The 26,336-nt window shown below is 73.0% G+C and carries 25 protein-coding genes; 9 read left to right on the top strand and 16 right to left on the bottom strand.

What is annotated here, in order from left to right:
• Positions 1-23: 23 nt before the first annotated feature.
• From ACWDYF_RS25825 to ACWDYF_RS25810, 4 genes are read right to left on the bottom strand one after another with little or no spacing between them, the layout of a single operon-like run.
• Entirely contained in the window at positions 24-1,175 is a 1,152-nt protein-coding gene (locus tag ACWDYF_RS25825; protein WP_389474147.1) for an XdhC family protein, read from the bottom strand.
• Positions 1,168-3,309, bottom strand: coding sequence for a xanthine dehydrogenase family protein molybdopterin-binding subunit (locus ACWDYF_RS25820; RefSeq protein ID WP_389474145.1), 2,142 nt, complete (start codon positions 3,307-3,309; stop codon positions 1,168-1,170). The genes ACWDYF_RS25825 and ACWDYF_RS25820 overlap by 8 nt, the downstream gene beginning before the upstream one ends.
• Positions 3,306-4,298 (bottom strand): FAD binding domain-containing protein, encoded by a 993-nt coding sequence (locus ACWDYF_RS25815; protein ID WP_389474143.1) that lies wholly within the window; start codon positions 4,296-4,298, stop codon positions 3,306-3,308. Before ACWDYF_RS25815 ends, ACWDYF_RS25820 begins: the two co-directional genes overlap by 4 nt.
• Entirely contained in the window at positions 4,295-4,924 is a 630-nt protein-coding gene (locus ACWDYF_RS25810) for a (2Fe-2S)-binding protein (RefSeq protein WP_389474142.1), read from the bottom strand. Before ACWDYF_RS25810 ends, ACWDYF_RS25815 begins: the two co-directional genes overlap by 4 nt.
• A gap of 246 nt (positions 4,925-5,170) precedes the next feature.
• Here ACWDYF_RS25810 and ACWDYF_RS25805 point away from each other — a divergent pair, with 246 nt between their 5' ends.
• From ACWDYF_RS25805 to ACWDYF_RS25775, 7 genes are all read left to right on the top strand, one after another.
• A complete protein-coding gene (locus ACWDYF_RS25805) occupies positions 5,171-5,752 on the top strand; it encodes a TetR/AcrR family transcriptional regulator (RefSeq protein ID WP_018571019.1) in 582 nt (193 codons plus the stop codon).
• Between the two features lie 239 nt (positions 5,753-5,991).
• Positions 5,992-7,125: an acyl-CoA dehydrogenase gene (locus tag ACWDYF_RS25800; protein ID WP_381737879.1), complete on the top strand. Its 1,134-nt coding sequence runs from the start codon at positions 5,992-5,994 to the stop codon at positions 7,123-7,125.
• A gap of 244 nt (positions 7,126-7,369) precedes the next feature.
• Positions 7,370-8,476, top strand: a complete 1,107-nt coding sequence (locus tag ACWDYF_RS25795) for an SDR family oxidoreductase (RefSeq protein WP_389474139.1) — start codon at positions 7,370-7,372, stop codon at positions 8,474-8,476.
• Positions 8,477-8,631: 155 nt separating this feature from the next.
• A complete protein-coding gene (locus ACWDYF_RS25790) occupies positions 8,632-9,885 on the top strand; it encodes an aspartate aminotransferase family protein (RefSeq protein ID WP_389474137.1) in 1,254 nt (417 codons plus the stop codon).
• 154 nt (positions 9,886-10,039) lie between these two features.
• A complete protein-coding gene (locus tag ACWDYF_RS25785) occupies positions 10,040-10,525 on the top strand; it encodes an SRPBCC family protein (RefSeq protein ID WP_026253079.1) in 486 nt (161 codons plus the stop codon).
• Positions 10,518-11,111: a flavin reductase family protein gene (locus ACWDYF_RS25780; protein WP_389474135.1), complete on the top strand. Its 594-nt coding sequence runs from the start codon at positions 10,518-10,520 to the stop codon at positions 11,109-11,111. The genes ACWDYF_RS25785 and ACWDYF_RS25780 overlap by 8 nt, the downstream gene beginning before the upstream one ends.
• Before the next feature lie 208 nt (positions 11,112-11,319).
• Positions 11,320-12,138 carry an esterase/lipase family protein gene (locus tag ACWDYF_RS25775; protein ID WP_389474133.1) on the top strand — a complete coding sequence of 273 codons (819 nt, stop codon included), beginning with the start codon at positions 11,320-11,322 and terminating at the stop codon, positions 12,136-12,138.
• A 71-nt stretch (positions 12,139-12,209) separates the two neighbouring features.
• Here the strand turns inward: ACWDYF_RS25775 and ACWDYF_RS25770 are convergent, their stop codons facing one another.
• The 9 genes from ACWDYF_RS25770 to ACWDYF_RS25730 form a co-directional block, all read right to left on the bottom strand.
• Positions 12,210-12,821, bottom strand: a complete 612-nt coding sequence (locus ACWDYF_RS25770; RefSeq protein ID WP_389474131.1) for a hypothetical protein — start codon at positions 12,819-12,821, stop codon at positions 12,210-12,212.
• A gap of 67 nt (positions 12,822-12,888) precedes the next feature.
• Positions 12,889-13,941 carry a fatty acid desaturase family protein gene (locus tag ACWDYF_RS25765; protein WP_389474129.1) on the bottom strand — a complete coding sequence of 351 codons (1,053 nt, stop codon included), beginning with the start codon at positions 13,939-13,941 and terminating at the stop codon, positions 12,889-12,891.
• Positions 13,942-13,996: 55 nt separating this feature from the next.
• The gene (locus ACWDYF_RS25760; RefSeq protein WP_381737866.1) at positions 13,997-14,977 is read right to left on the bottom strand and encodes a ferritin family protein; all 981 of its coding nucleotides are present in this window, start codon (positions 14,975-14,977) and stop codon (positions 13,997-13,999) included.
• A gap of 133 nt (positions 14,978-15,110) precedes the next feature.
• Positions 15,111-16,175 (bottom strand): phosphatidylglycerol lysyltransferase domain-containing protein, encoded by a 1,065-nt coding sequence (locus tag ACWDYF_RS25755; RefSeq protein ID WP_389474126.1) that lies wholly within the window; start codon positions 16,173-16,175, stop codon positions 15,111-15,113.
• Positions 16,172-16,639, bottom strand: a complete 468-nt coding sequence (locus ACWDYF_RS25750) for a hypothetical protein (RefSeq protein WP_381737863.1) — start codon at positions 16,637-16,639, stop codon at positions 16,172-16,174. Before ACWDYF_RS25750 ends, ACWDYF_RS25755 begins: the two co-directional genes overlap by 4 nt.
• Before the next feature lie 5 nt (positions 16,640-16,644).
• Entirely contained in the window at positions 16,645-17,535 is an 891-nt protein-coding gene (locus tag ACWDYF_RS25745) for an SAM-dependent methyltransferase (protein ID WP_389474121.1), read from the bottom strand.
• Positions 17,536-17,757: 222 nt separating this feature from the next.
• On the bottom strand, positions 17,758-19,305 hold the full coding sequence (locus ACWDYF_RS25740) for an ABC1 kinase family protein (RefSeq protein WP_389474118.1): 1,548 nt from the start codon (positions 19,303-19,305) through the stop codon (positions 17,758-17,760).
• Between the two features lie 322 nt (positions 19,306-19,627).
• Complete coding sequence (locus ACWDYF_RS25735) at positions 19,628-20,248, bottom strand: hypothetical protein (protein ID WP_389474292.1); 621 nt, start codon at positions 20,246-20,248, stop codon at positions 19,628-19,630.
• A 205-nt stretch (positions 20,249-20,453) separates the two neighbouring features.
• Positions 20,454-20,990: an RNA polymerase sigma factor gene (locus tag ACWDYF_RS25730; RefSeq protein WP_381737859.1), complete on the bottom strand. Its 537-nt coding sequence runs from the start codon at positions 20,988-20,990 to the stop codon at positions 20,454-20,456.
• 431 nt (positions 20,991-21,421) lie between these two features.
• On the opposite strand from ACWDYF_RS25730, the gene ACWDYF_RS25725 reads away from it, so the two are divergent.
• Entirely contained in the window at positions 21,422-21,874 is a 453-nt protein-coding gene (locus ACWDYF_RS25725; protein WP_037874376.1) for a universal stress protein, read from the top strand.
• 60 nt (positions 21,875-21,934) lie between these two features.
• Here the strand turns inward: ACWDYF_RS25725 and ACWDYF_RS25720 are convergent, their stop codons facing one another.
• Positions 21,935-22,357 carry a YjbQ family protein gene (locus tag ACWDYF_RS25720; RefSeq protein WP_381737857.1) on the bottom strand — a complete coding sequence of 141 codons (423 nt, stop codon included), beginning with the start codon at positions 22,355-22,357 and terminating at the stop codon, positions 21,935-21,937.
• 58 nt (positions 22,358-22,415) lie between these two features.
• Between ACWDYF_RS25720 and ACWDYF_RS25715 the strand changes: the two genes are divergently transcribed.
• Entirely contained in the window at positions 22,416-23,495 is a 1,080-nt protein-coding gene (locus ACWDYF_RS25715) for an NAD(P)-binding domain-containing protein (protein ID WP_389474289.1), read from the top strand.
• Between the two features lie 22 nt (positions 23,496-23,517).
• Here the strand turns inward: ACWDYF_RS25715 and mltG are convergent, their stop codons facing one another.
• Positions 23,518-24,423: an endolytic transglycosylase MltG gene (mltG, locus tag ACWDYF_RS25710; RefSeq protein WP_389474287.1), complete on the bottom strand. Its 906-nt coding sequence runs from the start codon at positions 24,421-24,423 to the stop codon at positions 23,518-23,520.
• A 93-nt stretch (positions 24,424-24,516) separates the two neighbouring features.
• On the bottom strand, positions 24,517-26,319 hold the full coding sequence (locus ACWDYF_RS25705) for an ABC transporter ATP-binding protein (protein ID WP_381737851.1): 1,803 nt from the start codon (positions 26,317-26,319) through the stop codon (positions 24,517-24,519).
• Positions 26,320-26,336 lie beyond the last annotated feature (17 nt).

The following is a 26,336-nucleotide window of genomic DNA, read 5'->3' as shown; positions in this document are numbered from 1 at the left end:
CTTCCCGGGCCCCGGCCTGTCGCCTACGCGGCCCGGGTGCCGCCCGGACCGCGGTCGTGGTGGATCGGACCTCCGGAGCCGGTCAGCGGGGCGCCCGTCCCGCCGCGCCGGGCGGCGACGATCTCCGCCGCGATCGACAGGGCCGTCTCCTCCGGGGTACGGGCGCCGAGGTCCAGGCCGATCGGGGACCGCAGCCGGTCCAGCTCCTCCTCGCTCACGCCCGCCTCGCGCAACCGGCGCCTGCGGTCCTCGTGGGTCCGGCGCGAGCCCATGGCGCCGACGAAGGCGACCGGCATCCGCAGGGCGACCGTCAGCAGGGGGATGTCGAACTTGGCGTCATGGGTGAGCACACACAGCACCGTGCGCGGGTCGGCCGGGGTGTCCCGCAGATAGCGGTGCGGCCAGTCCACGACGATGTCGTCGGCCTCGGGGAAGCGGCCCCGGGTGGCGAAGACGGGCCGGGCGTCGCACACCGTCACGTGGTAGCCGAGGAACTTGCCCGCCCTGACCAGTGCCGCCGCGAAGTCGACCGCCCCGAAGACGATCATGCGCGGCGGTGGCACGGTCACCTCGACGAGCAGGGTCAGTCCGCCGGGGCAGTGCGAGCCGTCCTCGGACAGCTCCACGGTCCCCGTGCGGCCGGCCTCCAGCAGCGCCCCGGCCTCGGCCACCGCGGTGCGGGCCGCCTCCGGATGGTCACCGAACCCGCCGTCCCGCGCGCCCTCACCGGTGCCGTCCGCCCGGACCAGGACCGTGGCGCCGAGCAGCCGGTCCGGGCCGCGGACGATCCGGGCGAGGGCCACCGGCTCGTCCCGGGCGGCGGCCGCCAGCGCCGCCCCGAGCACCGTGCGCACGGGCGCCCGCACGCCGACCGGGGTGATCATCATGCCGATGGTCCCGCCACAGGTCAGGCCGACCGCGAAGGCGTCCTCGTCGCTGTAGCCGAACTCCTCCAGGACGGTGGTGCCGTCCTGGAGGGCCTGTCGGCACAGGTCGTAGACCGCTCCTTCCACACAGCCGCCGGAGACCGAGCCGATGACGGTGCCCTCGCTGTCGACGGCGAGGGCCGCGCCCGGACCGCGCGGCGCGCTGCCGCCGACGGTGACCACGGTGGCCACGGCGTAGGCCCGGCCCTCCTCGGTCCAGCGGTGCAGCTCCTCGGCGATGTCAAGCATGCGGCTCCCTCGCGGCTGCCTCCAGGACGCGGTCGGGGCGGACGGGCAGGTCGCGGTGGCGGACACCGGTGGCGTGCCACACCGCGTTGGCGATCGCCGCGGCGGCTCCGACGATGCCCACCTCACCGATGCCCTTGATGCCGACCGGGTCGTCCGGGTCCGGGTCGTCGACCCAGTCGGCCTCGATGGACGGGGGGACGTCGGCGTGCGACGTGACGTGGTACCCGGCGAGGTCGGGGCCGTAGAGGCCGCCGTCGGCCCGGTCGCGGGCCGCCGCCTCGTGCAGTGCCATGGAGATGCCCCAGATCATGCCGCCGACGAGCTGGTTGCGGGCGGTGAGCGGGTTGACGATGCGGCCTGCCGCGAAGATGCCGAGCATCCGGCGCACCCGTACCTCGCCGGTGGCGACGTCCACGGCGACCTCGGCGAACTGGGCGCCGAAGGAGTGCCGTTCCTTGCCGGTCAGGGCCCGCACGGCCGCGGTGGTGTCGGACCGTACGGTGATGCCCTCCGGGGGGATGTCGGCGCCCAGCGCCAGCCGCTCGCGCAGCTCCCGGGCCGCGGCCGTGACCGCCCAGGACCAGGAGCGGGTGCCCATGGAACCGCCGGAGATCATCGCCGGTCCGAAGTCGCTGTCCCCGATGCGCACCCGGACCCGGTCCGTCGTGGTCTCCAGGGCGTCGGCGGCGACCAGGAGCAGCGCGGTGCGCGCGCCGGTGCCGACGTCGGCGGCGGCGATCCGCACGGTGAAGGTGCCGTCCGCCTCGGCCGTGACGACCGCGGTGGACGGTCCGGCGTTGGAGGGGAAGGACGCGGCCGCCGTGCCGGTGCCGAGCAGCCAGCGTCCCTCGCGGCGCACGCCGGGGCGCGGGTCGCGGTCGGCCCAGCCGAACCTGCGGGCGCCCTCGCGGAAGCAGGCGGCCAGATTGCGGCTGCTGAAGGGCAGTCCGGAGACCGGGCCCCGCTCCGGTTCGTTGCGCAGGCGCAGCTCGATCGGGTCCAGGCCGCACTTCTCGGCGAGTTCGTCGAGCGCCGACTCCAGGGCGAAGGAGCCCGGGGCCTCCCCCGGTGCGCGCATGAACGTCGGGGTCGGCACGTCCAGCCGGACGACGCGGTGGACGGTGTGGTGGGCGTCGGCGTCGTACATCACCCGGGAGGGGGCGGCGCACGACTCGACGAACTCGTGGACGGTGGAGGTCTGGCTGAGCGAGAGGTGCTCCAGCGCGCGCAGGCGGCCGTCCGTGTCCGCGCCGAGCCTGATCCGCTGCGCGGTGGGGCTGCGGTAGCCGGTCAGCGAGAACATCTGACGGCGTGTCATGACGACGCGCACGGGGCGGTGCAGGACGGTCGCGCCCATCACGGCGGCCACCTGGTGGGCGCGCACGCCCTTGCTGCCGAAGCCGCCGCCGACGTGCTCGGAGCGCACGCGCACGGCGGACGGGTCGAGCGAGAAGAGGTTGGCCAGCTCGCCGACGATCCAGGTGGCGCCCTGGTTGGAGTCGACGAGTTCGAGCCGTCCGCCGTCCCACAGGGCGGTCGCCGCGTGCGGCTCCATCATGCTGTGGTGCTCTTCGGGGGTGGTGTACTCCTCGTCGAGGGTGACGGCGGAGGCGGCGAGCTCGGCCGCCAGGTCGCCCTTCTCCGTCACCGCCGGCATATGGCCCTGGAGCTCGTACGCGTCGGTGTGGTCGGCACAGAAGTCGACGTCGTGCGGCTCCTGTTCGTAGTGCACGACGAGGGATTCGGCCGCTTCCCTGGCCTGTTCGGAGGTCTCGGCGACCACCATCGCCACCGGCCAGCCCCGATGCGCCACCCGGTCGTCCTGGAAGAGGGCGCAGGTGGGGTCCGGGGGAACGCCCAGCATTCCGATGTAGTCCGTGTCCAGGCGTGGCGCGTTCTCGTGGTGGAGGACGGTGAGCACGCCGGGCATGGCGAGCACGGGCGCGGTGTCGAGGGACCGGATGCGGCCGCGGGCCACCGTGGAGAGCACCAGCCAGCCGTGGGCGAGGTCGGCGAAGGGGATCTCACCGGCGTAGCGGGCGGCTCCGGTGACCTTGTCGAGGCCCTCCACGCGGGTGTGCGCGGTTCCGACGGCGCCCTTCCTGGTCGTACGTGTTCCGGTGGCGGTGGTCATCGGGACATCTCCTCGGCGAGTTCGGTCAGCACGGCCACCGTCAGGTTGCGCAGGAGGGCCACCTTGTAGCCGTTGTGCGGCAGCGGGTTCGCGGCAGCCAGTTCGGCGTCCGCCGCGGCGGCGAAGCCGGCGGCGTCGGCCGGGGCACCGGTCAGCAGCCGCTCGGCGGTGCGGGCCCGCCAGGGGCGGGACGCGACCGCGCCGAGGGCGAGGCGCGCCTCGTGCACCACGCCGTCCCGGACGTCGAGGGCGGCGGCCACGGAGCCGAGGGCGAAGGCGTAGGAGGCGCGCTCGCGGACCTTGCGGTAGCGCGAGCGGGCCGCGACGGGCGCGGGCGGCAGGACGACGCCGGTGATCAGCGCGCCCGGCGGCAGGGCGGTCTCCCGGTGCGGGGTGTCGCCCACGGGGAGGTAGAGGTCGGCGATCGGCAGGGAGCCCGCTCCGTCGGCGGTCTCGTAGGAGACGACGGCGTCGAAGGCGGTCAGGGCCACACCCATGTCGGAGGGGTGGACGGCCACGCAGTGCTCGGAGGCGCCCAGGATCGCGTGGTTGTGGTGCTCCCCCTCGATCGCGGGGCAGCCGCTGCCGGGGACGCGCTTGTTGCACGGCCGGGTGACATCGGTGAAGTACCCGCAGCGGGTGCGCTGGAGGAGGTTGCCGCCGACGGTCGCCATGTTGCGCAGCTGTCCCGAGGCACCGGCCAGTACCGCCTGGGTCAGCGCCGGGTAGCGGCGGCGCACGTCCGGGTGGGCGGCGAGGTCGCTGTTGGTGACGGTGGCGCCGATGCGCAGACCGCCGTCGTCGGTGGGCTCGATGCCGTCGAGCGGCAGCTCGCGCACGTCGACGAGGCGGGCGGGCCGCTCGACGCCGGTCTTCATCAGGTCGACGAGGTTGGTGCCGCCGCCGAGGAATCGGGCGTCGGGGTCGGCGCCCAGCAGGGCGACGGCACCGGCGACGTCATGGGCCCGCTCGTAGCCGAACTCCCTCATGCCACGGCCTCCTTGCTCGGTGCGCTCTGCGTGCTCGGTGTGCTCGGTGTGCCCTGCGTGCTCTCCACGGCGGACGCGCCGCCGGACCGCACGGTCGCCGCGGCCTGCTCGACCGCCTGGACGATCGACGCGTAGGCGCCGCAGCGGCACAGGTTGCCGCTCATCCGCTCTCTGATCTCGTCGGCGGTCAGCGGGGGCGGTCCGGCCTCGGGGCGCACATCGTCGGTGACCGCGCTCGGCCAGCCCGCCGCGTGCTCCTCGATCACGGCGACGGCCGAACAGATCTGGCCAGGTGTGCAGTAGCCGCACTGGAAGCCGTCGAGATCGAGGAAGGACTGCTGCACGGGATGCAGCCGGTCGCCCTCGGCGACGCCCTCGATGGTGGTGATCTCGCGCCCTTCGGCCGCGACCGCCAGTTGCAGGCAGGAGACGGCCCGGCGGCCGTCGAGCAGGACGGTGCAGGCACCGCACTGTCCCTGGTCGCAGCCCTTTTTGGTACCGGTCAGATCAAGCCGCTCGCGCAGGGCGTCGAGCAGGGTGGTGCGGTGGTCGACGGACAGCGCGTGCTTCTCGCCGTTGATGTTCAAGGTGATCGGGCTGTGCGTCGACGAGGTGGCTGGGTCCATGATCAGCTTCTTTCGCATATGCGGCGGAAACACGTCGAGATGTCGGCCTGACAGACGATGAATCAGGAAAAGTGGCGTCGGGGACGAGGGCTCCGGGGATCGGAACAGGGCACCGTGCGTGGCGGAAAAGCACTGCCCACCGCTAGAGTGGACACGAAGCGGACAGTTGTCCGTTATTCGCGAAACTACCGGACAGTTGTCCGCTTAGCAAGGCCGGGTTCGGCGGCGTACCCGAAAGGAGGACGAGTGCAGCAGAAGAAGCACACGCCTCAGCGCTCGGACGCACAACGCAATCGCGAGACCATCCTGGAAGTGGCGGTGGCCGAGCTGACCCGTTGCGCCGACACCCCGCTCAGCGTGATCGCCAGGAAGGCCGGCGTCGGCCAGGGCACGTTCTACCGCAACTTCCCCAACCGCGAGGCGCTGGTCCTGGAGATCTACCGTCACGAGATGCAGCAGGTCTCCGACAGCGCGACCGAGCTGCTGGAGTGCCGCTCCCCGGACCAGGCGCTGCGCGAGTGGATGGACCGGCTCGTCCGGTTCGCCATGACCAAGGCCGGTCTCGCGGACGCGATCCGCCAGGCCACCGCCGCCCCCGGCAGCCCGGCGAAGCCGGGGCACACCCCGCTGGCCTCCGCCGCCGACCTCCTGCTGCGCGCCGCCGAGGAGGCCGGTGCCATCCGGCCCGGCGTCAGCTCCGACGACTTCGTCCTCGCCATCGCCGGGATCTGGCAGCTCGATCCGCACGGTGACTGGCAGTCCCGCGCGAGCCGTCTGCTCGACCTCGTCATGGACGGCCTACGGGTGGGAGCGCCCGGCCGCGGCTGACCCCCTCCCCCATTCCCAACCTCCGGACCTTCCGCATGCCCGTCGCATGCCCTCCGCGCGCACCTCCCCGTGTCCACCGCTCATGCCTCCCCGCGCCCTTCGCGTGTCCCTCATTTCGTGCCGAGGGGTCCTGGTGCCCCGTGCGTAAACACAAGTGACGCTGCCACGACAGCGACACCAGCGACACCGCGGACAGGTCGCCGCCGGCAGCGCCCGAGGACCAAGGAGCAGGGGACGACATGAGATTCCTGGACCGTGAACGCGCGGCCCTCACCAAACTGCTGCCGGGGCTCGACGACAGCCTGCGGGCCGTGCCGTTGATGTCCCTGGAGCGGCCCGGCGGCCCCGGGATCGGGCTCTTCCGGGACAGCGGCGGCCCGGGGCTGCTGGCCCCGGCGTCCCTCCAGGGCCGGGGCGCCTGCGCACTCGACGCCGTACGGGTGCAGCGCGCCCTCGGCAGCCGTTCGCCCTCGCTCGCCGTCGCGACGACCATGCACCACTTCTCGATGGCCACCCTGGTGGGGCTCAGCAACTCCGGCGAGGGTCTCGAATGGATGCTCGTCCAGGCCGTCGCCACGGAGAACCAGCTGATGGCCTCGGGGTTCGCCGAGGGGCGCAGCGGCGCCGGCATCCTGTCGCCGTCGATGTCCGCCACCCCGACGCCCGAAGGGCTGCGGATCACCGGGGTGAAACGCCCGTGCAGCCTGGCCCGTTCCATGGACCTGCTCACCGCGAGCGTGCTCGTGCCCCGGGAGGACGGCGCCGGCCAGGAACTGGCCGTGGCCCTGGTCCCCGCGGCCAGCGAGGGCCTGAGCGTCAGCGGCTTCTGGTCCAGCGGCTTCCTGGCCGGGGCCGAGAGCGACCAGGTGACCCTGGACGGGGTGCTGGTGCCGCCCGACCTCATGGTGCGCACCGCGTGTCCGCCCGGCGCCCGGCTGGACGAGGTGCAGACGATCGGCCTGGTCTGGTTCGAGCTGCTGATGACCGGCAGCTACCTGGGAGCGGCGAGCGCTCTGGTGGAGCGCGTGCTGCTGAACGACCGGGTGCCCGAGAGCGAGCGCGTCGCGCTGCTGGTCGCCGCCGAGAGCGCCGCCGCCTCCGTCGAGGGCCTCGCCCGCCGGATGGACGAGAGCAGCCCCGACGAGTCCACGCTCGCCGAGTCGCTCTTCGTCCGCTACGGCGTGCAGGACGCGCTGTCCCGGATCGTGCCGCGCGCGGTCGAACTGCTCGGCGGCCTGAACTTCATGACCTCCGACGAGGTCGGCTACCTCGCCGCCTGTGCCAACGGCCTGGCCCTGCACCCGCCGTCCCGTTCGCGGATGACCGGTCCGCTGGCCGCCTATCTGGCCGACGCGCCGCTGACCGTGGCCTGAACGTCACAGCACACCAGCGACACAGCTACACCAGCGATACAGCGCCCCAGCGTTCCAGCACCACAGCACCACAGCATTCCGACATCCCGGCACCGCGGCACCACGCCGCCGCCGCATCACCTCACCCGCACCCGGCTCCGCCCCGGCCGCACCGCCCGGCACGCCCGCGTGCCCGCGCGCCCGCCGCATCGAGCCCTCCCTGCCGACCAGCGCCGTCCCGTCTCCGACCGAGGGGATCTTCCGCATGCCTCATCTGCCCCCGCCACCGCCGCGCCGACGCCCGGTGCTCCTGCTCACCGGAGGCTCCGGTGTCCTGGGCAGGGCACTGATCGAGGAGCTTTCGTCCGACTTCCGGATCATCTGCCTGCGCCATCGCACTCCCGTGGACGACCCCAGGGTCGAGGAGATCCCCGCCGATCTGCTGGAACCCGGCCTCGGTCTGCCCCGGGCGCAGTTCACACGGCTCGCCGCCGACGTGGACCTCGTCGTGCACTCCGCGGCGGCCACCAACTGGAAGGCGGAGCCCGCGGCGATCTGGCGGGCCAACCTCGACGGCACCGCCACCATGCTCGCCCTGGCCGCCCGCGCGCAGGCACCGTTCCATCACATCAGCACCGCCTTCGTGGCCAACCCGCTGGCCGCCGAGGAGCAGCGGCGCTTCCCCGGCGCGGCCGCCTATCTGGCCTCCAAGACCGCGGCGGAGCAGGCGGTGCGCGAGGCGCCGGTGCCGGGGACGATCCTGCGCCCCTCGGTGGTGATGGGCGACTCCGTCACCGGCCGGATCGCCGGGGCCCAGGGGCTGACCCGGGCGCTGGGCGCCATCGTGAAGGGCCAGGTCCCGGTGCTGCCGGGCGAGCCGGGGGCGCGCATCGACATGGTGCCCCAGGACGTCGTCGCACGCGCCGTGGGCGCGCTGCTGCGCGGCGGCGTCACCGAGGGCGAGTACTGGCTGACGGCGGGCGCGCAGGCGCTGCTCCAGAGCGAAGTGGTGGACATCTGCCTGGAGTTCGCGGACCGCTACGGCCCGCGCCCGCACCCGCCGCGCCTGATCCCGCTGGAGTCGGTGCACCGGCTGCTGCTCCCGCTGATCGAGGGCCCGTCCTTCCCCGAGTCGCTGCGCCGCCGCTTCCACACCTACGCCGAACTGCTGCTGGTCTTCCAGCGCGCCCTGCCCTTCGACTCCTCCCTCGGTGCCCCGCACTGCGGTGCGGCCGTCGCCAAGGACGAGCTGCGCCGGGCGCTGTTCAGCAATCTGGAGGCGTGGGCGGCCGGGTCCGCCGGTCCGCGGCGGCAGCGCCGGACGCGTCCGGCGCTCCAGGACTCCGCCGCGCCCAGGGAACTGGCGTCATGACGGCCCTCCCGGCCACCGAGACGGCGCCCCGCCGGAGCCCGGACACCCCGGAACCGGACGCCCCGGAACCGGACGCCGCGCAACCGGATTCCCCGGGGCCGGATTCCCCGAAGTCGGCCTCCTCTGAGCCGGCCCCCTCTGAGCCGGCCTCCTCGGTGGGCGACGCACACCCGGCAGGCGACGCGCACACCGCGCGCCTGTACCGCGAGCACCTGTCCGTGGGCCGGGCGGTGCTCGGCGAGGTGCTGGGCGGGATGGTGGAGACCAGGTCCGAAGGCGCCTGGGTGCACACCTCCGACGGCCGCGGCTACCTCGACTTCGGCGGGTACGGCGTCTTCATCCTCGGCCACCGGCACCCCGCCGTGACCGCCGCCGTGCACCGGCAGATCGACGCCCATCCGCTGGCCACCCGGGTGTTCCTGGAGCCGGTCGCAGCTCTGGCCGCCGCGGCACTGGCCGCGCACACCCCGGCCGGCCTCGACCGGGTGCACTTCGTCAACTCCGGCGCGGAGGCCACCGAGGCCGGGCTGAAGCTGGCCCGCGCGCACGGCCGTACCGCCCTGGTCAGCACCGTGGGCGGCTATCACGGCAAGACCCTCGGCGCGCTCAGCGCGACGGCCAATCCGACGTACCAGGATCCGTTCCGGCCGCTGCTGCCCGACAGCGCGGCGGTGCCGTACGGGGACCCGGAGGCACTGGCGGAGGTGCTCGCCCGGTTCGGGGAGCGGGCCTGTGTCATCGTCGAGCCGGTGCAGGGCGAGGGCGGGGTGCGGATCCCGCCGCCCGGCTATCTGGCGGACGTGGGGCGGCTGTGCCGTACGCACGGCGCCTTCCTGATCGTCGACGAGATCCAGACGGGTCTGGGCCGGCTGGGCTCCTGGTGGGGCGTGGACACCGAAGACGTCCGCCCCGATGTGCTGCTCGTCGGCAAGGGGCTGAGCGGAGGCGTGGTGCCGGTCGCCGCGATGGTGGCCACCGACGACGCCTACGCCCCCTTCTCCCGCGATCCCTATCTGCACACCTCCACCTTCGCCGCCTCCCCGCTCGCCTGCGCGGCGGCACTGGCCGCGGTGGAGGCCATGGAGCAGGAGGACGTGCCCGGCCGCGCCCGGACCCTCGGATTCCGGCTGCTGCACGGGGTGCGCACCGCCTGTACGCCGTACACCGGCGGGCTCGTGCGCGAGGTGCGCGGGCGCGGGCTGCTGATCGGTCTGGAGTTCGGCGCCGAGCAGGCCGTGGGAGAGATGATCCTCGAACTGGTCGGCCGCGGCGTCCTGGTGAACCACTCCCTCAACGCGGGCCGGGTACTGCGCCTGACCCCGCCCGCCGTCGTCACCGACGACGAGCTGCGGCTCTTCCTCACCGCCCTGACCGAGGCGCTGCACGCCGTGGCGGCCCGGGTCGGCTGACCGGCCGCGCCGTCCCCCCGTCCCCTCGTCCTCCTGGCCCCCTGGCCCCGCTTCCCTGATTCCCCATTTCCCTGATCATTTCCCTGATCCCGACTCCGTGCCCGACGCCGGCCGAACGGCCGAGCCGTCCCACGACTGCGGAAAGGTGCTTCTCATGCGTCAAGTGACCGTACGGGTGAACGCCCAGGACGTGCGTCCCGAGGCCGCCTACGAGCGGATCCGCGACTTCGGCCGCTATCCGGACGTCACCGAGACCGTGCGCGAGGTGGTGGTGCATCCGCCCGGTGCCGACGGCACGGTGGTGTCCGACTGGACCGTCCGGTTCCGCAACGGCCTGATGCGCTGGTCGGAACGCGACTCGTTCCATCCCGAGCGTCTGACGCTCGGCTTCACGCAGTTGCGCGGGGACTTCGAGGTGTTCGAGGGCACCTGGCGGTGCGCACCGGCCGGGGACGGCACCGTCGTGACCTTCGACGCGGCGTTCGACCTGGGCATCCCGACCCTGGCCGAGCTGCTGGATCCGGTCGCGGAGTCCACCTTGCGCACCAACATCGAACTGATCCTCGCCGGGCTGCTCGGCCCCGTCAGCGCGGCGCCCGCCGCCGCCCCGGCCCGGACGGCGGCCCCCGCCCGTGGCTGAACTCGCCCTGGCCCCGCGCAGAACCGGCCCGCCGCGCACCGCGGACTGGGACCCCCTGCGCGACGAACCCGGCCCCGACGCGGTCCGCTGCCTCGGTCTCTACACCAGACTGGCGGCGGGCGTCACGGTGGTCACCGCGCTGGACGCCGGTGGCCGGCCCGCCGGGCTGACGGTCTCGGCCCTGACCTCGGTGTCGGCCCGGCCCCCGCTGCTGCTGGCCTGCCTGCGCGGCGGCTCGCAGACGCTGACCGCCGTACGGCAGCACGGCGCCTTCGCCGTCAGCTTCCTGACGGAGCGGCAGCGCTCCGTCGCCGAGCGGTTCGCCGATCCCGCCCTGTCCCCCGCAGCGCGCTTCCGGGGCGTCCCGGTACGGCACGTGCTCGGCGTGCCGGTCGTCTCCGACGCGCTCGCCTGGGCGGTGTGCGTCGTCGAGGACGTACGCCGCTACGGCGACCACGACGCGGTCGTCGGCCGGGTCCGGGCGGTCGAGGCCGGCGAGGGCCGGCCGCTGCTCTGGCACGGCCGGGCCTTCCACACCCTCACCCCGCTCCTCACCCCGCTCCCACCACAGACCGAGGGAAGTTGACCGTTCTCCCTCCCCAGGACGCCCGGCCACCAGCCCCAACGGCCGGGCGTCCGCGCATCCGCTCACCGACAGGACCGTTCAAGGAGGTCGTATGTCCCTGCCCCCCGTTCCCGGATCCCCTCCCCCGCCTTCCCCGCGCCCCGGGGCCGTCCCTCCGTTCCCCGGAACTCCGCCCCCCGGAGTCGACGCCGACGACGCCCGGACCGAAGTGACCCGAGCGCCCGAGCGGCTCTCCGGCAACGCCACGGCCGGGGGCCACATGGTCGCCGGCACCTTCGACGCCGAGGCCGCCACCGACGACTGGGGCCGCCCGCCGGATCCGCGGCGCCCCTGCCCCGTCGTCCTGGTGCACGGCACGCTGGGCGACCGGCAGTACGTGTGGCGGGAGGCGGCACCGGCGCTCAAGGCCGCCGGACACCGCGTCTTCCGGCTCAACTACGGCGAGCTGCCCACCCTGCCGCGGCTGTACGGACTCGGCGACATCCGGCTCTCCGCGCGGGAGCTGGCCGCCTTCGTCGACCGGGTCCTCGCCGACACCGGCGCCGACAAGGTCGACCTGGTCGGGCACTCCCAGGGCGGGATGATCCCGCACTACTACCTGAAGTTCCTCGGCGGCGCGGACAAGGTGCGCCGGGTCGTCGGCATCGCGCCCAGCAGCCACGGGGTCACCGTGGAGGGCCTGACGGCCCTGGTCCGGCAGGCGATCGGCGTGCGGGACATCGTCGAGGAGGAGCTGCTGTTCCGGGTCAGCCCGGCGTTCGTCCAGCTCTTGCACGACTCGGAGTTCGTGCGGGAGCTGACCTCGACCGGCGACACGGTGCCCGGGGTGCGGTACACCGTGATCTGGTCCACGCGCGACGAGGTGGTCCAGCCGCCCACCTCCCAGCGGCTCACACCGAGCGAGCCGGGCCACGAGGTCACCAACCTGTGCCTCCAGGAGCTGTCCCCGGACAGCCGGACGACGCACATGGCCATGCCGTACGACCCCGTCGTGCTGCGCGAGACGATGCGGGCCCTGGACGGCTGACCGGGTCGGCGCGCAAGGAGGTGGGGTGAGTCCCTTCTCGGGACTCACCCCACCTCCTTGTGCGCTGCGGATCAGTACGCGGTGCACCGGCCCTTCTCGCCGTTCCAGAAGCAGACCTGGCCGACCACGTCGAAGCCCGCGACCCCGTTCGGGTCGATCTTGTCGAAGCGCGGCACCGGGATCTGGAGGCCGTTGATGCCGTCGCCGGTGAGCGGGCCGCTGGTCACGGTACGCTCCGGCACCGGACTGCCCTTCTTCAGCTCGCCGTTGAAGTAGAGGCTGCCTTCCTCACCGGTGTTCCAGGCGCCGGTTCCGGTGCCCTCCACGGAGAACGTCGGCACCGGCAGGGCGCCGAAGCGGCCCGTGCCGAGGACATGGAAGACGATGTCGGTCAGCTCGGGCGCGGCGCCGTCGGGCGAGCGGCAGTCGCGGTAGCCGATGTACCCGGTCACCTGCGCCTGTCGGCTGAGCACGCCGAGCGACGGGCTGAAGTCCACCTCGGCGTCCAGGCGGCAGACGAGGTCGGGCACGGGTCCGGGGGCCGCCGCCGGGGCGGCCGCGGCCGCCGGGGCGAGCAGACCGGCGCAGGCCAGCAGGACGGCGGACAGCAGCGCCCCACGCGGGCGGGAACGGCGGCGTGCGGGGGACGCGGCGCCGGGGGCGGTGCTGCGGGTGTTCCTCATGAGCGGGTTCCTCTCGGATGTGCCGGGGTTGTGCTGGGGCACCGGGGGTGCCGGGGGTGCGCGAGGGTCAGGCGGTGACGGTCCCCGAGCGCAGGACCTCGCTCGCCGAACCGAGGTGGCGCGAGAGGTCCCGGTAGGACTCCAGGACTCCGGTCTCGGTGTAAGCGACGCCGCGCTCGGCGCAGAACTCCTTGACGAGGGGGTAGGCGTGCCGGAGCGCGGAGCGCGGCATGCCGGGGAACAGATGGTGTTCGATCTGGTAGTTGAGGCCGCCGTAGAAGAAGTCGCCGATCAGGCCGGTGGGCAGGGTGCGGGAGGTGAGCACCTGGCGTTCGAGCCAGCTCCACTCGCCGCCCGTGCGGGTGGGCAGCCCCTTGTGGTTGACCGCGAAGGCCAGCCCCAGCAGATAGCCCAGCAGGACCTGGTGCACGGCGATGAAGAGCAGCGCGCCCTGCCACGGCAGCAGCCAGAACAGCGCGCCGAAGAAGAGCACCGCGTGCAGCGCCATCAGACCGCCCTCCAGCCAGGGCCTGCGCACCGCGCGCCGGCGCAGCGCGATGACCCCGGCGATGCGCAGCACGACGGACTCCAGACCGAGGAGCGGGAAGAAGAGATAGCGCTGGTTGGCGGCGAGGAAGCGGGCGAACCCGGTGCGCTGCTGGGCCTGTTCGGGGGCGAAGATGGCCACCCGGCGCAGGATGTCCGGGTCCAGCTCCAGGTGGTTGGGGTGGTTGTGGTGCCGGTTGTGGTGCTGGACCCACCAGCCGAAGCAGACACCGAGCATGAGGTTGCCGTGGATCAGGCCGAGGGCCCGGATGGTCTTCTGGGAGCGGCTGATCTGCCGGTGCCCCGCGTCGTGCAGCAGGAAGGCGAGCTGCTCGTGCCAGACGGCCAGCCAGAGCGCGGCGAGGACCACCTGCCACCAGCGGCCGTCGCCCAGGACGAGCGCGGCCCAGCCGATGGCGTTCATCAGCCACACCGTGGCGATGGCGGCGGCGTACTGCCCTTTGCGGGGGTGCATCAGTCCGGCCGCGGTGACGCGCCGGGTGAGTTCGCGGAAGTCCTCCTCCGCGGCGCCCGGTTCACGCGGCGCGGAGTCGACTGCCGGGATGTCGGTCATGGGGGTGCCACCAGCCTTTTCGTTCACGGTGCGGTTCGGGGTGCCGAGGGTCGCCTCACGGCGCGAGCCCCATATCGGCGAGGCGGGCGCGCTGGGTGTTCTCGGCCCACTGGGCGGCGGTCAGCATCCGCTCCTCGGCGGTGGTGTCGGCGAGCCTGCGGCCCGGCCACACCTCGTAGTCGCCGGCGAGGTCGCGGTGCTCCTCCAGGCCCTGCTGGTAGAGCTGTTCGCGGCGCAGGGTCAGCTCGCGCACGGGCAGCCGGGCCCAGAGTTCGGTGCCGCGCGCGATGAGCGCGCCGATCCGCTCGCGCTCCTCGGGTCGCTGTTCCAGATGGCGCCGGACGATGGTGGTGCCGACCGAGAGATGGCGGATCTCGTCGATGCCGGCGGCCCGTTCGATCTGGGCGGCGGCCGGGTCGAAGGGCCACCACTTGCGTTCGCTGAGTTCGGCGGTGGGCGCGAGCACCCCCTCGACCAGCACGGTCAGGGTGATGACGCCGCCGATGTAGTCCCGCTGCTCGCGCAGGACGTCGAGGCCGAACTCCTCCAGCGGCGTGAGCACCGCGTCCCGGTCGGCTCCCGCCAGTTCCTCCATGGTGTTCTCCAGGTCGGCCTGTTCGACGCCGAGTTCGAGGAGGTGGCCGCGGAAGGCGTAGGCGTGGCGGGCCTCGTCCATCAGCTGGGTGGTGTAGAAGTCCATGCCGCTGAGGTCGGGGGCTTGTGCGACCAGGTAGGAGATGGCGCGGGCCGCCTTCTCCTCCGCCATGGAGCGGAAGGCCAGTTCCTGCATCACGGCCCGGCGCAGCGGTCCTTCGCTCAGCATGTGCCCGGGGACGGTGACGTCCGGGGTGCGGCCCATCGGGTCGCCCGCGAGGGTGCCCTCGGGCACGGCGCGGAACCAGTAGCCGAGGTCGCAGCCCTCCGGTGTCAGGTCGGTGTGCAGCGCGCCGTCGAGCAGGCTCGGGGCGCGGTGCCGGTCGGCCTCCGCGGGGATCTCGGTGGTGCGGTCCGGGCCGTGGGCGACGGTGGTGGTCATCTCTGCCTTTCTGTTCGCGCTGTTCACGCCGGTCGGCGTCGCGGGTTCGGGTCTGTTCGTACGGGGCTGCCGTGCGGGTTCGGGTACGGACCGCACGAGCCGTACGCGTCGTGCAGGCCGTGCGGCGGGGGGGTCATACGGCCTTGGTCAGCCGCATCAGCCGCCACACGGCCCCGGGGGTGACCCCGCGCTGGAAGGCCAGGTACTCGGGCTCGATGTGCTGCGGGCGCCACTTGAGCTTGAAGGACTCCTGGGTGGCCGCCGGGTAGACGGCCCGGCCCTTGGCCGCGATGAGTTCCACGCAGCGCCGCAGCGCGCCGCTGGTCGGTGCGAAGGCGCACGCGTCCGGGCGGAGCTGGACGAACGGGGTGAACCCCAGGTGGAGCCAGCCGCACTCCTCGTCCTGGAAGCGGCGCAGCGCGGTGGCGAAGACCAGCTCGACCGTGCCGGGCGGCGCGTCCGGGAGCCGCCGGGTCAGGTCGTAGAGCCAGCCGGCGCGTGTGCCGAAGACGGGTGAGTACGACACGTAGGCGACCGTCCGTCCGGCGTGCCGGGCGGTGAACAGCCGCCGGTGGGGCGCGCCGGGGCCGCCACGCTCGCCGATCAGGAAGTCCAGCTCCTTGACGTGCCGGCCCTTGTCGCGCAACCAGGCCCGGTCGACGGCGTCGAGGGCCGCGCGGATCTCCGGATCGGCCCGCTCCTCGGCGGTCACCTCGGTGACGGTGACGCCCTCGCGCCGCGCCCGGTTGACCATGTTGCGCACCTTGACCATGCGCTGTCCGCCCAGGCCGTAGCCGTCGAGGCGGATGCTGAAGGAGGCGCCGAACTGGTTGACGGTGAAGCCGTGGCGGGCGTGGAGTTCGGCGGCCGGGCGCGCGAGCTGGACGGCGGTGACCCGGCGGCCCTCGCTCTCGGCCCGTGCCAGCAGCGCGGTGAGCAGCCGGTCCTGGTCACCGGTGGCGCAGACCGGCCCGCCCAGCGGGAACAGGTGCCGCCGACCGCCCTCCCGGTAGGGGACGAAGCCGTCGACGCCGTCGGTGCGGAAGCGGCGGTTGCCCGCGTTCAGGGCGAGGAAGGCGCTGCTGTGCCCGGCGTGGCGGCCCAGCATGGCGTACGCCTCGTCGTCGGTGAGGGCGTCGGCGCTGCGGGGTGCCGCCGGGGGTCCCTGCGACGGCTGGCGGGCCTGCCGGGTGCTCATCGGGTGGCCGCCTGGTGCCAGGGCACGGAGGCGAAGTCGCGCAGCGCGGACTGGACCGAGGGGTGCGGGAGGGGCTCGAAGGAGACGGTGAAGGACTTGACGAAGTTGCCGAACAGGGCACGGTCGCCGAAGAGATGGATCGGCAGGACGAGCAGCGCCCACTCCCAGCCGTGGACCAGCACCCAGGCGCCGAGGACGGCACCCTGGACGCTGAGGCTGTGCATGCTGTTGTACAGCACGTAGTAGACGCGGGAGATGCGCCGGTCGGGGCTGCGGTGGTACGCGACGGCACCGGGCAGATAGCCGATCAGGTCGACGTAGAGGAAGAGCACGGCGGCGGCCCACCAGCGGACCTCGGTGAGGTGCGCGAGGAAGAACCCGGCGGCGACGAGCAGCCCGAACAGATACTCCAGGCGCAGCAGCCGGTAGGTGGTCGGTGTCTGGCAGAGGTTGTGGCCGTCCATCGCGCTCACCGCCCCGCGGCGGGCCGGGCGGCGGTCACCAGGAGCATGCTCTGCTTCTCCAGGCCGGGGTGGGCGGCGAGGTGGGGGGCGAAGCGCTCGACGGCGTACGGCAGGGCGAGCAGATCGGCCACCTCGGCGTCCCAGCCGCGCTCGCCGAACCAGTGCTCGGCGTCGGCGAGGTGCCACACCCAGGGGGTGCCCGAGCCGGAGAGGGCTTCGAGCCAGGGGCGGACGAAGGGCGAGTCGGCGGCGTCGGCGTTCAGGCATTCGGCGCCGAGCGTGCTGCCGGGCGCCGACAGGTCGCCCACGGCGGCGACGAGGCGGTCCACTGCTTCGGGCGCCAGGTAGAACAGGAGCCCCTCGCACAGCCAGGCGGTGGGCCGGCCCGGGTCGAACCCGGCGCCGAGCAGGGCCCCGGACCAGTCGGCGAGGAGGTCGGCGGCGACCGGGACACGGCGGGCGACGGCCGGCGGGTGCCCGGCCAGGATGCGTTCCTTGAAGGCGTGCACGGCCGGCAGGTCGACCTCGAAGAGGTCGATCCCCGCGGGCCAGTCCAGCCGGTGGGCGCGGGTGTCGAGCCCGGCGCCCAGCAGCACCACCTGCGGGCAGCCGTTGCGGGCGGCGGACAGCAGGTGGTCGTCGAAGAACCGGGTCCGCACGGCCAGCCAGTCGGGCAGCACCTGCTGGAGCAGACCGCTGCCGGGCGGGGTCCCGGCCTCGCGGGAGCGGGTCAGGAACTCGGCGGCCAGCGGGTCGTCGAAGAGCGCGTCGGCGCGGGCGGACTCCTGGGCCCGCATCCGTACGGTCCACAGGGCCGTTCCCGAGACACCGTCCAGCGCGGCGGACGCCGGGTCCGTCTCGTGGTGGGTGTCGTCGTGCGGCAGGAACATGGGCATCGGTCGGGATTCCTTCGTCGGAGGTGTCGGAGACGGCGCGCACGCCGGGCGGCGGAGCGCGGCCGGGTGCGGAGAACAGGTGAGGAGCGGAAACAGGGTGCGGAGCGGAGGAGGTGGGGAGCGGAGCCGGACGGGACCGGGCGGGGCCGCGGGGCGGCGGACCGGTGCGGTGTACGCGTCGACACATCGACACGTCGATGCGGGGCCGCGTGGTGTACGAGGTCAGCGCGGGGCGCGGCGCCGGTCGAGGAACAGGGCCGCGGCGCCCAGGGCCATCAGCGCGCGGGAGGGAGCCCAGGGGCGCTGCCCGCCCATGGAGGAAGGGGTGTACGGCTCGTTGACCTGGAGCGCGAAGCGGCGGTTGGCGGCGTCGGCGAGCACCCCGCGCCACTGCTCGGGCCCGGAGGTCACCGCGGTGAGCAGGTCCATGGTGTTGCGGGCGACCTGGTCGAGGGAGAAGTACTCGCGCAGCAGGGCGAGGATGATGCCGCGCACCTCGGACTTGAAGACCTCGGCGAGGGCGATGTCCGGCGCCAGGCAGCGCACCGATCCTTCGAGGTTGGCGAAGGACTTGCCGAGCAGCGAGATGGCCGGCGCGGAGCCGATGCCCCGCCGGGTGGCCTTCTCCAGCACGGTGGTCAGGGACACTCCGAAGTTGATGTCCTCCAGGGAGGCCGTGGCGACCTTGGGTACCAGCGCGGCCATGTCGGAGGCGAAGGCGGGCAGGTTGGACCAGGCCGTGACGCGGCCCATGTCGGCCCAGGCCCAGGCCAGGCCGTGGCCGTCGTTCTGGGCGATGGACATGAGCAGCGGCAGCAGGCGCAGGCTGGTGCGCCGGTCGAGCCGGCCGACCATGCCCCAGTCGATGAGGGTGGCCGGGCCGCCCGGCTGGGCGAAGACGTTGCCCGCGTGCGGGTCGGCGTGGAACATCCGGTCGACGAAGTAGCCCCGGTACATGAAGCGGAGCAGGTCCTTGCCGATGTCCATGCGTTCCCGGTCGCTGAAGGCGCCCCGGTCCGCGTGGCGTACGGAGGTGCCGGGAGCGAGCGACTGCACCAGCACCTTGGGGGTGGCGTGCACCACGCGGGGTACGGCGAGATTGGGGTAGCGGCGGATGTGCTCCCGGGCCTCGTCCATGTTGCGGGCCTCGCCGGTGAAGTCCAGCTCGGGCTCCATGGCGTCGAAGATGGAGTCGAGCATCGCCTCGACGTCGATGACCTCGTTGAAGCGGGGTGCGGTGCGGGCCAGGATGCGGGACGCCTTGCGCATCAGGGCCATGTCGGCGCGGACGGTGTCGCGGATCCCGGGACGCTGGACCTTGACCACGGCGGGCCGTCCGCCGGGCAGCTGCACGCGGTACACCTGGGCCAGTGAGGCGGCGCCGAGCGGACGGGTGGTGTCGACGTCGTCGAAGCAGAGCTTCCAGTCCGGCCCCAGTTCCTCCCGGAGGACGGGTTCGAAGACGGAGAACGGCTGGACGTCGACCTGGTCGTGGAGGTTCTGAAGTTCCGCGATCATGGCGGGCGGCACCATGTCGGGCCGGGTGGACAGGATCTGCCCGAGTTTCACGTAGAACGGGCCGAGGCTCTCCAGTGCCCGGCGGACCGCTCGTGCGCGGCGGGCGCCCTCCCCCGCCGAGGGGGCGTCCTGCGGCGGGGAGCCCCGGCCGAACTGCTTCCTGGTCCGGGCCAGTTGGCCGACCTCGTCGGTGACCAGGCTTCCCAGCACCTTCACCACCAGCCGGAGCCGGCTGCCGAGCGGGGCACTCATGTGCCACTTCCTCCTGATGTCGCGTGTCTGCGTGTCCGCGTGACGGGGTGAGTCCGCAGGGCACGCCGGATCGCATGTGCCGCATGTGCCGCATGTGTCATGTGCGCCGCATGTCCGCGTGCCACCGTCCGGCGATGTCCCGGCCGGTCCGTCCTGCGGTGTCCCGGCCGGTCCGCCCGGAGGCTCCGGGCGGACCGGCGGGCCCGGGGAACGGCCACCGGGCGGGGCCTCGCGGAGCGGCGGAAGAGCCGCCCCGCCTGGTGGACGCCGTCGGGTGCCGGTGGCGCGGGTGGGCGCCGGTGGCCGCGGGTGCGGTGCGGGCTCAGGTGGCCTTGCGGGCGACGGGCGTGGTCGCTCCGGCGAGGGGGCCGGCCACCTTCTGCACACTCTCCAGGACGCTCGCCAGATTGGCGACGAGCTCGGTGAGCTGGGAGAGCTGACCGGGCAGCGCGGCCAGCCCCTCCGCCATGCCCGCGGCACCGGACACGGCGGAGGCCGCACCGCCCGCGACCTGGCCGAGCGCGCTGAGCGGATTGCCGGCGCCGGTGAGGGCGCCGAGGGGGTTGACCGCGCCCGCCGCGCCGGTCAGGGCCGCCAGCGGGTTCGCGGCCGCCGCCGGGCCGAGCGCCGCCAGCGGGTTGCCCGCGGCGCCGGTCAGCGCGGCCAGCGGATGGGGGGCGCCGCCGGTCGCGGCGTTGGCGGCCTGGGCCAGCGCCGCGACGGGATTGGCGACACCGCCGAGCGCGGACAGCGCGCTGACCGTCCGGAGCACGTCGCCGGGCAGCCCGCTCAGCGCCTGGTACGGGTTGACCGGGCCGAACCAGTCGCGGCAGTCCCGGTCGTCGTCCTTCCGGTCGAGGATCTCGTCGAAGGCCTTCTTCGTGCTGTCGGCGATGTCGCCGATCAGATCCTTGATGGTGTCCTGCGTGTTGTTCTTCCCCACGGTCACTTCCCTTTCACTCGCCTCCCGGACCGAAAGATCTGCCTCTCACGATCCGGGGGGGCTTCTTTCCGACATCCAGGATTTCTCTCCTGGAATCCGAACGGACGCTTCGCGCGCATTCCGCGAATTGTTCACAAGGAATTCATGAACATGGCCGTCTCGCCTTTCATGGTCCGGTACGCCCGGCGCACGGCGATTTCCCGATTCAGGCCACCGCACCGTCCAACGCGCGAGCGCACACCAGGCGCAACCGGGCCCGCCCACGGGTGAAAGCACCCTCCGCCGCCTTGACGGAGATCTGGTGCATGCGCGCGAATTCCAGCGTGGAGATGCCCTGGGCGCGGGCGAGCACCACCTGGCGCTCCCGGCCGCGCAGCAGATCCGCCTGGCGCAGGAGCCAGCGTCCGAAGTCCTGGTCGCACACGCCTTCGTCCGGCAGTTCGGGGGTGCGCGCATCGGCCGCGCGCCGCAGCAGCCGACGACGTCTTTCCTGCTCACGATAGTGATCAACACACAGACGCAGGGCGACCGAAGTCAGGAACGGCCCGATCCGCTCGCGGTCCAGGTTGCCGTGCGCGGCGGCCCGGAGCATCGCCTCCTGCACACAGTCCTCGGCGTCCTGGGCATTCGGCAGCCGACGGCGCACCAGGCGCATCAGCCGTTCGCGGTGGCCGGCGATGACATCCCAGAAGAATTCCCGCTGGAACTCTTTTGCACGATTTAACTCTTCAGAACAGTCCACGAAATCCCTCCGCCCGTCACCTCGGAAAGTGTCCTTCCCGGAACATCAGCAAACGGGCGATCTGGACGTCCACTCATCTGCGTGAAGGTCGCAGGACGCGCGGTACCCCGGGTTCCGCTTCGTGCTAGCCTGCGGCGGGGAAAGAAGACCGGGGGCTGTTTTCCAAAAAGTTAATCAAACGGTGAATCAACTCAGAAAAAACGTACCGCCAGGCGCGGAAACGTATCAGCACTGGGGAAAGCCTGACGGAATCCCGGGGCGGCTTTGCGGCGGCCCGCGCCCCCTGTGTCCCGCGCCCGCCCGGGCCCCGCGCCCGCTCCGCCCGCGCGCGCTCGGCTGGCGCGCTCGCGCCGCGCCGGGCAGCGTTGAGGTGAGGCCCGCGGACTCCGGGGCCGCCCGCAGCAGGACAGCGACGTTCGAGTGAGGTGGCCATGCAGCCCTCTGGACCGCGACCTCGGGTGGTCGTCGGTGTCGACGGTTCGCCGTCGTCCTACGCGGCGCTGTGCTGGGCCGTGCGGTACGCGGAACTGGTGGACGGCGTCGTGGAGGCCATCCACGCCTGGGACACACCGTCGGACGCGGGCTGGACCGGACCCGCGATCGACCCGACGTTCGACCTGGAGCAGGCCAAGGACCGCTTCGCCGAGGCGCTGCGCGCCGTCTTCGCCGACGGACGGCCGGACGGGATGCGCGAGTACCTCGTCGAGGGCAACCCGTCGGAGGTCCTCGTCCGCGCCTCGCAGGGCGCGGAGATCCTGGTCGTGGGCAGCCGCGGCCGCGGCGGCTTCGCGCGCGCGATGCTGGGCTCGGTCAGCCAGCGCTGCGCCCAGCACGCGGCCTGCCCGGTGGTGACCGTACGGCAGGAGAAGGACCCGGCACACTGAGAGCGCGCCAGGCAGCCCCGGGCCAGGACGGCTCAGGCCGGACGGCTCAGGCCGGAGGTCTCAGGCCAGGAAGCTCAACCGGACCTGGCGGTTCGGGTTGTCGACGTTGGTGTCGACCAGGCAGACCGACTGCCAGGTGCCCAGTTCCAGGCGGCCGCCGACGACCGGCAGGGTGGCGTGCGGCGGGACGAGGGCGGGCAGGACGTGGTCGCGGCCGTGGCCGGGGCTGCCGTGGCGGTGCTGCCAGCGGTCGTCGGCGGGCAGCAGGGTGTGCAGAGCTGCCAGCAGGTCGTCGTCGCTGCCCGCGCCGGTCTCGATGACGGCGATACCGGCGGTGGCGTGCGGCACGAACAGGTTGAGCAGACCGTCACGGCCGTCGGAGGTCTCCCGCAGGAACTCCTCGCAGTCACGGGTGAGGTCCACGACCCGCTCCCGCGAGCCGGAGGCGACGTTCAGCACGTGGGTGGTGAAGGCATGTGACATGCGCCCATCCTCCTCGATCCCGGGGAAGATCCGTGCCCGCGGCGCGGTTGGTCCTGGCGTGGACAGCACTCGTGAGGTCGACGTGGTCGTCGTCGGGGCCGGTCAGGCGGGCCTGGCCGCCGCCCATCATCTGCGGCGCGGCGGCTTCGCGCCGGACAGCGGATTCGTGGTGCTCGACCACTCCCCCGGCCCCGGCGGCGCCTGGCAGTTCCGCTGGCCGTCGCTGACGTACGGCAAGGTGCACGGCATGCACGCGCTGCCGGGCATGGAACTGACCGGCGCCGACCCCGCCCGGCCCTCCTCGGAGGTCATCGGCGCGTACTTCGCCGAGTACGAGCGCGTGTTCGACCTGCGGGTGCGGCGGCCGGTGGACGTCCGCGCCGTGCGCGAGGGCGAGGGCGGGCGGCTGCTGGTGGAGACCTCGCAGGGCGACTGGTCGGCACGGGCGCTGATCAACGCGACCGGCACCTGGGACCGGCCCTTCTGGCCGCGCTACCCGGGGCAGGAGACCTTCCGCGGACGGCAGTTGCACACCGCGCGGTACGCCGGGCCCGAGGAGTTCGCCGGACAGCGGGTGATTGTGGTCGGCGGCGGCGCGTCCGGGACCCAGCACCTGCTGGAACTGGCGCCGTACGCGGGGGCCACCACCTGGGTGACACGCCGTCCGCCGGTCTTCCGCGAGGGGCCCTTCGACGAGGACGCGGGCCGCGCCGCGGTCGCGCTCGTCGAGGAACGGGTCCGGCAGGGCCTGCCGCCCCGGAGCGTCGTCTCGGTGACGGGTCTCCCGCTGAACGACGCCGTACGGCAGGGACTGCGCGACGGCGTCCTGGACCGCCGGCCCATGTTCGCCCGGATCACCCCCGAGGGAGTGGAGTGGCCGGACGGACAGCGGCTGGCGGCGGACGTCATCCTGTGGGCGACGGGCTTCCGGGCCGCGCTCGACCATCTGGCGCCGCTGCGGCTGCGCGGGGCGGGCGGCGGCATCCGCCTCGACGGGACACGGGTCGCCGCCGATCCCCGCGTCCATCTCGTCGGCTACGGTCCCTCGGCGAGCACCGTGGGCGCCAACCGGGCCGGACGCGCCGCCGTCCGCGACATCCGGCGGCTGCCGGCCGGGGATCCGGCCGTCGCCGCCTGAGGTCTCCGGACGCCGTCCCCGGTCACTTCGGCGCCGGCTGCGGGCTGTGGGTGCCCTGCTCCGGCTGCCCCTGCTGCTGCCGCTGCCCGGTGCGCTGCCGCGCGAGGCTCTCCCGGCGGGCGTTGAACTCGTCCACGTTGCGCTGGTGCTGGGTGTAGTCCGCGGTGAAACGGGTGTCGCCCGGCTTGACGGTGACGAAGTACAGCCAGTCGCCCGGGGTCGGGTTGTACACCGCGCGCAGCGCGTCCTCGCCTGGGCTGTCGATGGGGGTCGGCGGCAGCCCCATCCGCTGGTAGGAGTTGTACGGGCTGTCGATCCGCGTGTCCTCGGCGGTGGTGCGCACGGTGGTGCGGCCCAGGCCGTAGGTGAGGGTGGAGTCCATCTGGAGGGGCATGCCCTGTTCCAGCCGGTTGAAGATCACCCGGGCCACCTTGCCCATGTCGGCCTTGGTGGCGGACTCCGCCTGGACGATGCTCGCGATGGTGACCGCCTGGTGGAGGTTCATCGTGGTGCGCTGCGGGCCCGCGCCCGGCGGCGCCGCGGTGAACTTCTTGGCCGCGGCGCCGATCATCGCGGAGAGCAGCGACCGCGGGGTCGAGCGGTCGTCGATCCGGTAGGCCGCCGGGAACAGATAGCCCTCGGGGTTGCCCTCGGCCACCTCCGGAAGCGCGAGTCCGCCCTTGGCGGCCGTCTGCCGGGTGCTGCCGGACGGCAGGGCGAGCGCCCGGTCGACGGCGGCGTACACCTGGGCGGCCCGCCAGCCCTCCGGGATCACCAGCGCGTGCGGGCGCACCGGTCCGTCCTCGCGCAGGGTCAGCAGCGGCACCGCCACGGCGGTGCCCGCCAGGACGGCCCCGGACACGACGAGGGCCAGCCGGCCCCGGCGCGTCAGTGTGACGGTCTTCCGTGACGGAGTGTTCGTCTGCATGCGGGAAAGGTAACGCTCCGGAGTTCACAAACCCGGCATATCTTCAGTTTGTCGGCTCAGGTCGGGTGTCACAGCGTCGGCTCAGGTCGGGTGTCACGTCGTGGGTTCCAGGCGGGCGTCACGGCGGACCAGCGCCGCATAACGCCCGTCCTGTTCGAGCAGTTCCTCGTGCGTACCGCGTTCGGCCACGCGGCCGGAGTCGAGGACGAGGATCTGGTCCGCGTCGCGGACGGTGGAGAGGCGGTGGGCGATGGTGAGCGTGGTCCGGTCGGCCGACAGCGCGTCGATGGCTTCCTGGACGGCCGCCTCGGTACGGGTGTCCAGCGCGCTGGTGGCCTCGTCGAGGATGAGCACCGGAGGGTCGCGCAGGATGGTCCGGGCGATGGCCAGGCGCTGTTTCTCGCCACCGGAGAAGCGGTGGCCGCGCTCGCCGACGACGGTGTCGTAGCCGTCGGGCAGGGCCGCGATGTGGTCGTGGATCTGGGCCGCCTCCGCCGCCGCGCGCAGCTCCTCGTCGGTGGCGTCCGGTTTGGCGAAGCGCAGGTTGTCCGCGACGGAGGCGTGGAAGAGGTACGTCTCCTGGGAGACCACGCCGACCGCGCGGGCCAGTGTGTCGAAGTCCAGGTCGCGTACGTCGACGCCGTCCAGGGTGACGCGACCCGCGCTCACGTCGTACAGCCGGGGAACCAGGTAGCCCAGCGTGGACTTGCCCGCGCCCGTGGGGCCGACGACCGCGAGGCTGCTGCCCGCCGGGACCGTGACGTCGATGCCGTCGAGGATCGGGGTGCCCTGGCCGTCGTAGCGGAAGGTCACGTCCTCGAAACGGACCTCGCCCTTGACCTGGCCGAGGCGGACCGGGCGCTCGCGCTCGGTGATGTCGATCGGCAGGTCGAGATACTCGAAGATGCGCTGGAACAGGGCGAGCGAGGTCTGTATCTGCACCCCGGTCGACAGCAGGCTCACGGTCGGCCGGAACAGGCCCTGTTGCAGCGAGACGAAGGCGACGATCGTGCCGATGGAGACCTCGGGACCGCCGAACCTGAGGGCCATGCCCGCGGTCCAGTAGATGATGGCAGGCATGGCGGCCATGACGATGGTGATGACGGCCATGCGCCACCGTCCGGCCATGTTGGACCTGACCTCAAGGTCGACCAGGCCCTCGGACTCCTCGGCGAAGGACCTGGTCAGCGAGTCGGAACGGCCCATGGTGCGGCCGAGCAGGATCCCGCTGACGGACAGCGACTCGGTGACGGTGGCGGCCATCGCGGCCATCTGCTTCTGCCGCTTGGTGGTGATCTTCTTGCGCTCGTTGCCCACACGGCGGCTGATCCACACGAACACCGGGAGCAGCAGCAGCGAGACCACGGTCAGCCGCCAGTCCAGCGCGGCCATCGCGACGATCGTGGCGACCACGCTGGTGAGGTTGGAGACCAGCGAGGTGGCGGTGGAGGTGACGGTGGCCTGCATGCCGCCGATGTCGTTGGCGATGCGCGACTGCACCTCGCCGGTGCGGGTGCGGGTGAAGAAGGCCAGGGACATGCGCTGGAGGCGGCCGTAGACGGCGGTGCGCAGATCATGCATCACCCGCTGGCCGACGGTCGTGGAGATCAGGGTCTGCAACACGCCGAAGACACTGGTGAGCACGGCGCTGACGATCATGCCCGCGGCGAGCAGGCTGAGCAGACCGGTGCGGCCCTGCGGGATCGCGACGTCCAGGATCTCCTTCAGCAGGAAGGGTGTGGCGACGGAGACCAGGGACGCGGCGCCGACCAGCAGGCCGACGACCGCGAGGCGGCCGCGATAGGGGCGGAACAGTCCGAGGATGCGGCGGACCTGCCGGGGCTGTTCCTGCGCGTCGGTGGACGGGGTCCAGGAGGGATGACGGTCGGGGTGCATGGGCTCCTACGGGATGG

The sequence above is a fragment of the Streptomyces sp. NPDC003284 genome (assembly GCF_053589675.1).
This window is presented reverse-complemented; position numbering and strand designations above follow the sequence as displayed.

Bases quoted from the DNA above. Each gene is read 5' to 3' on its own strand.
- ACWDYF_RS25825 (WP_389474147.1), bottom strand. From the start codon at position 1,175: ATGCTTGACATCGCCGAGGAGCTGCACCGCTGGACCGAGGAGGGCCGG.
- ACWDYF_RS25820 (WP_389474145.1), bottom strand. From the start codon at position 3,309: ATGACCACCGCCACCGGAACACGTACGACCAGGAAGGGCGCCGTCGGA.
- ACWDYF_RS25815 (WP_389474143.1), bottom strand. From the start codon at position 4,298: ATGAGGGAGTTCGGCTACGAGCGGGCCCATGACGTCGCCGGTGCCGTC.
- ACWDYF_RS25810 (WP_389474142.1), bottom strand. From the start codon at position 4,924: ATGGACCCAGCCACCTCGTCGACGCACAGCCCGATCACCTTGAACATC.
- ACWDYF_RS25800 (WP_381737879.1), top strand. From the start codon at position 5,992: ATGAGATTCCTGGACCGTGAACGCGCGGCCCTCACCAAACTGCTGCCG.
- ACWDYF_RS25795 (WP_389474139.1), top strand. From the start codon at position 7,370: ATGCCTCATCTGCCCCCGCCACCGCCGCGCCGACGCCCGGTGCTCCTG.
- ACWDYF_RS25785 (WP_026253079.1), top strand. From the start codon at position 10,040: ATGCGTCAAGTGACCGTACGGGTGAACGCCCAGGACGTGCGTCCCGAG.
- ACWDYF_RS25770 (WP_389474131.1), bottom strand. From the start codon at position 12,821: ATGAGGAACACCCGCAGCACCGCCCCCGGCGCCGCGTCCCCCGCACGC.
- ACWDYF_RS25765 (WP_389474129.1), bottom strand. From the start codon at position 13,941: ATGACCGACATCCCGGCAGTCGACTCCGCGCCGCGTGAACCGGGCGCC.
- ACWDYF_RS25760 (WP_381737866.1), bottom strand. From the start codon at position 14,977: ATGACCACCACCGTCGCCCACGGCCCGGACCGCACCACCGAGATCCCC.
- ACWDYF_RS25755 (WP_389474126.1), bottom strand. From the start codon at position 16,175: ATGAGCACCCGGCAGGCCCGCCAGCCGTCGCAGGGACCCCCGGCGGCA.
- ACWDYF_RS25750 (WP_381737863.1), bottom strand. From the start codon at position 16,639: ATGGACGGCCACAACCTCTGCCAGACACCGACCACCTACCGGCTGCTG.
- ACWDYF_RS25745 (WP_389474121.1), bottom strand. From the start codon at position 17,535: ATGCCCATGTTCCTGCCGCACGACGACACCCACCACGAGACGGACCCG.
- ACWDYF_RS25740 (WP_389474118.1), bottom strand. From the start codon at position 19,305: ATGAGTGCCCCGCTCGGCAGCCGGCTCCGGCTGGTGGTGAAGGTGCTG.
- ACWDYF_RS25725 (WP_037874376.1), top strand. From the start codon at position 21,422: ATGCAGCCCTCTGGACCGCGACCTCGGGTGGTCGTCGGTGTCGACGGT.
- ACWDYF_RS25720 (WP_381737857.1), bottom strand. From the start codon at position 22,357: ATGTCACATGCCTTCACCACCCACGTGCTGAACGTCGCCTCCGGCTCG.
- mltG (WP_389474287.1), bottom strand. From the start codon at position 24,423: ATGCAGACGAACACTCCGTCACGGAAGACCGTCACACTGACGCGCCGG.
- ACWDYF_RS25705 (WP_381737851.1), bottom strand. From the start codon at position 26,319: ATGCACCCCGACCGTCATCCCTCCTGGACCCCGTCCACCGACGCGCAG.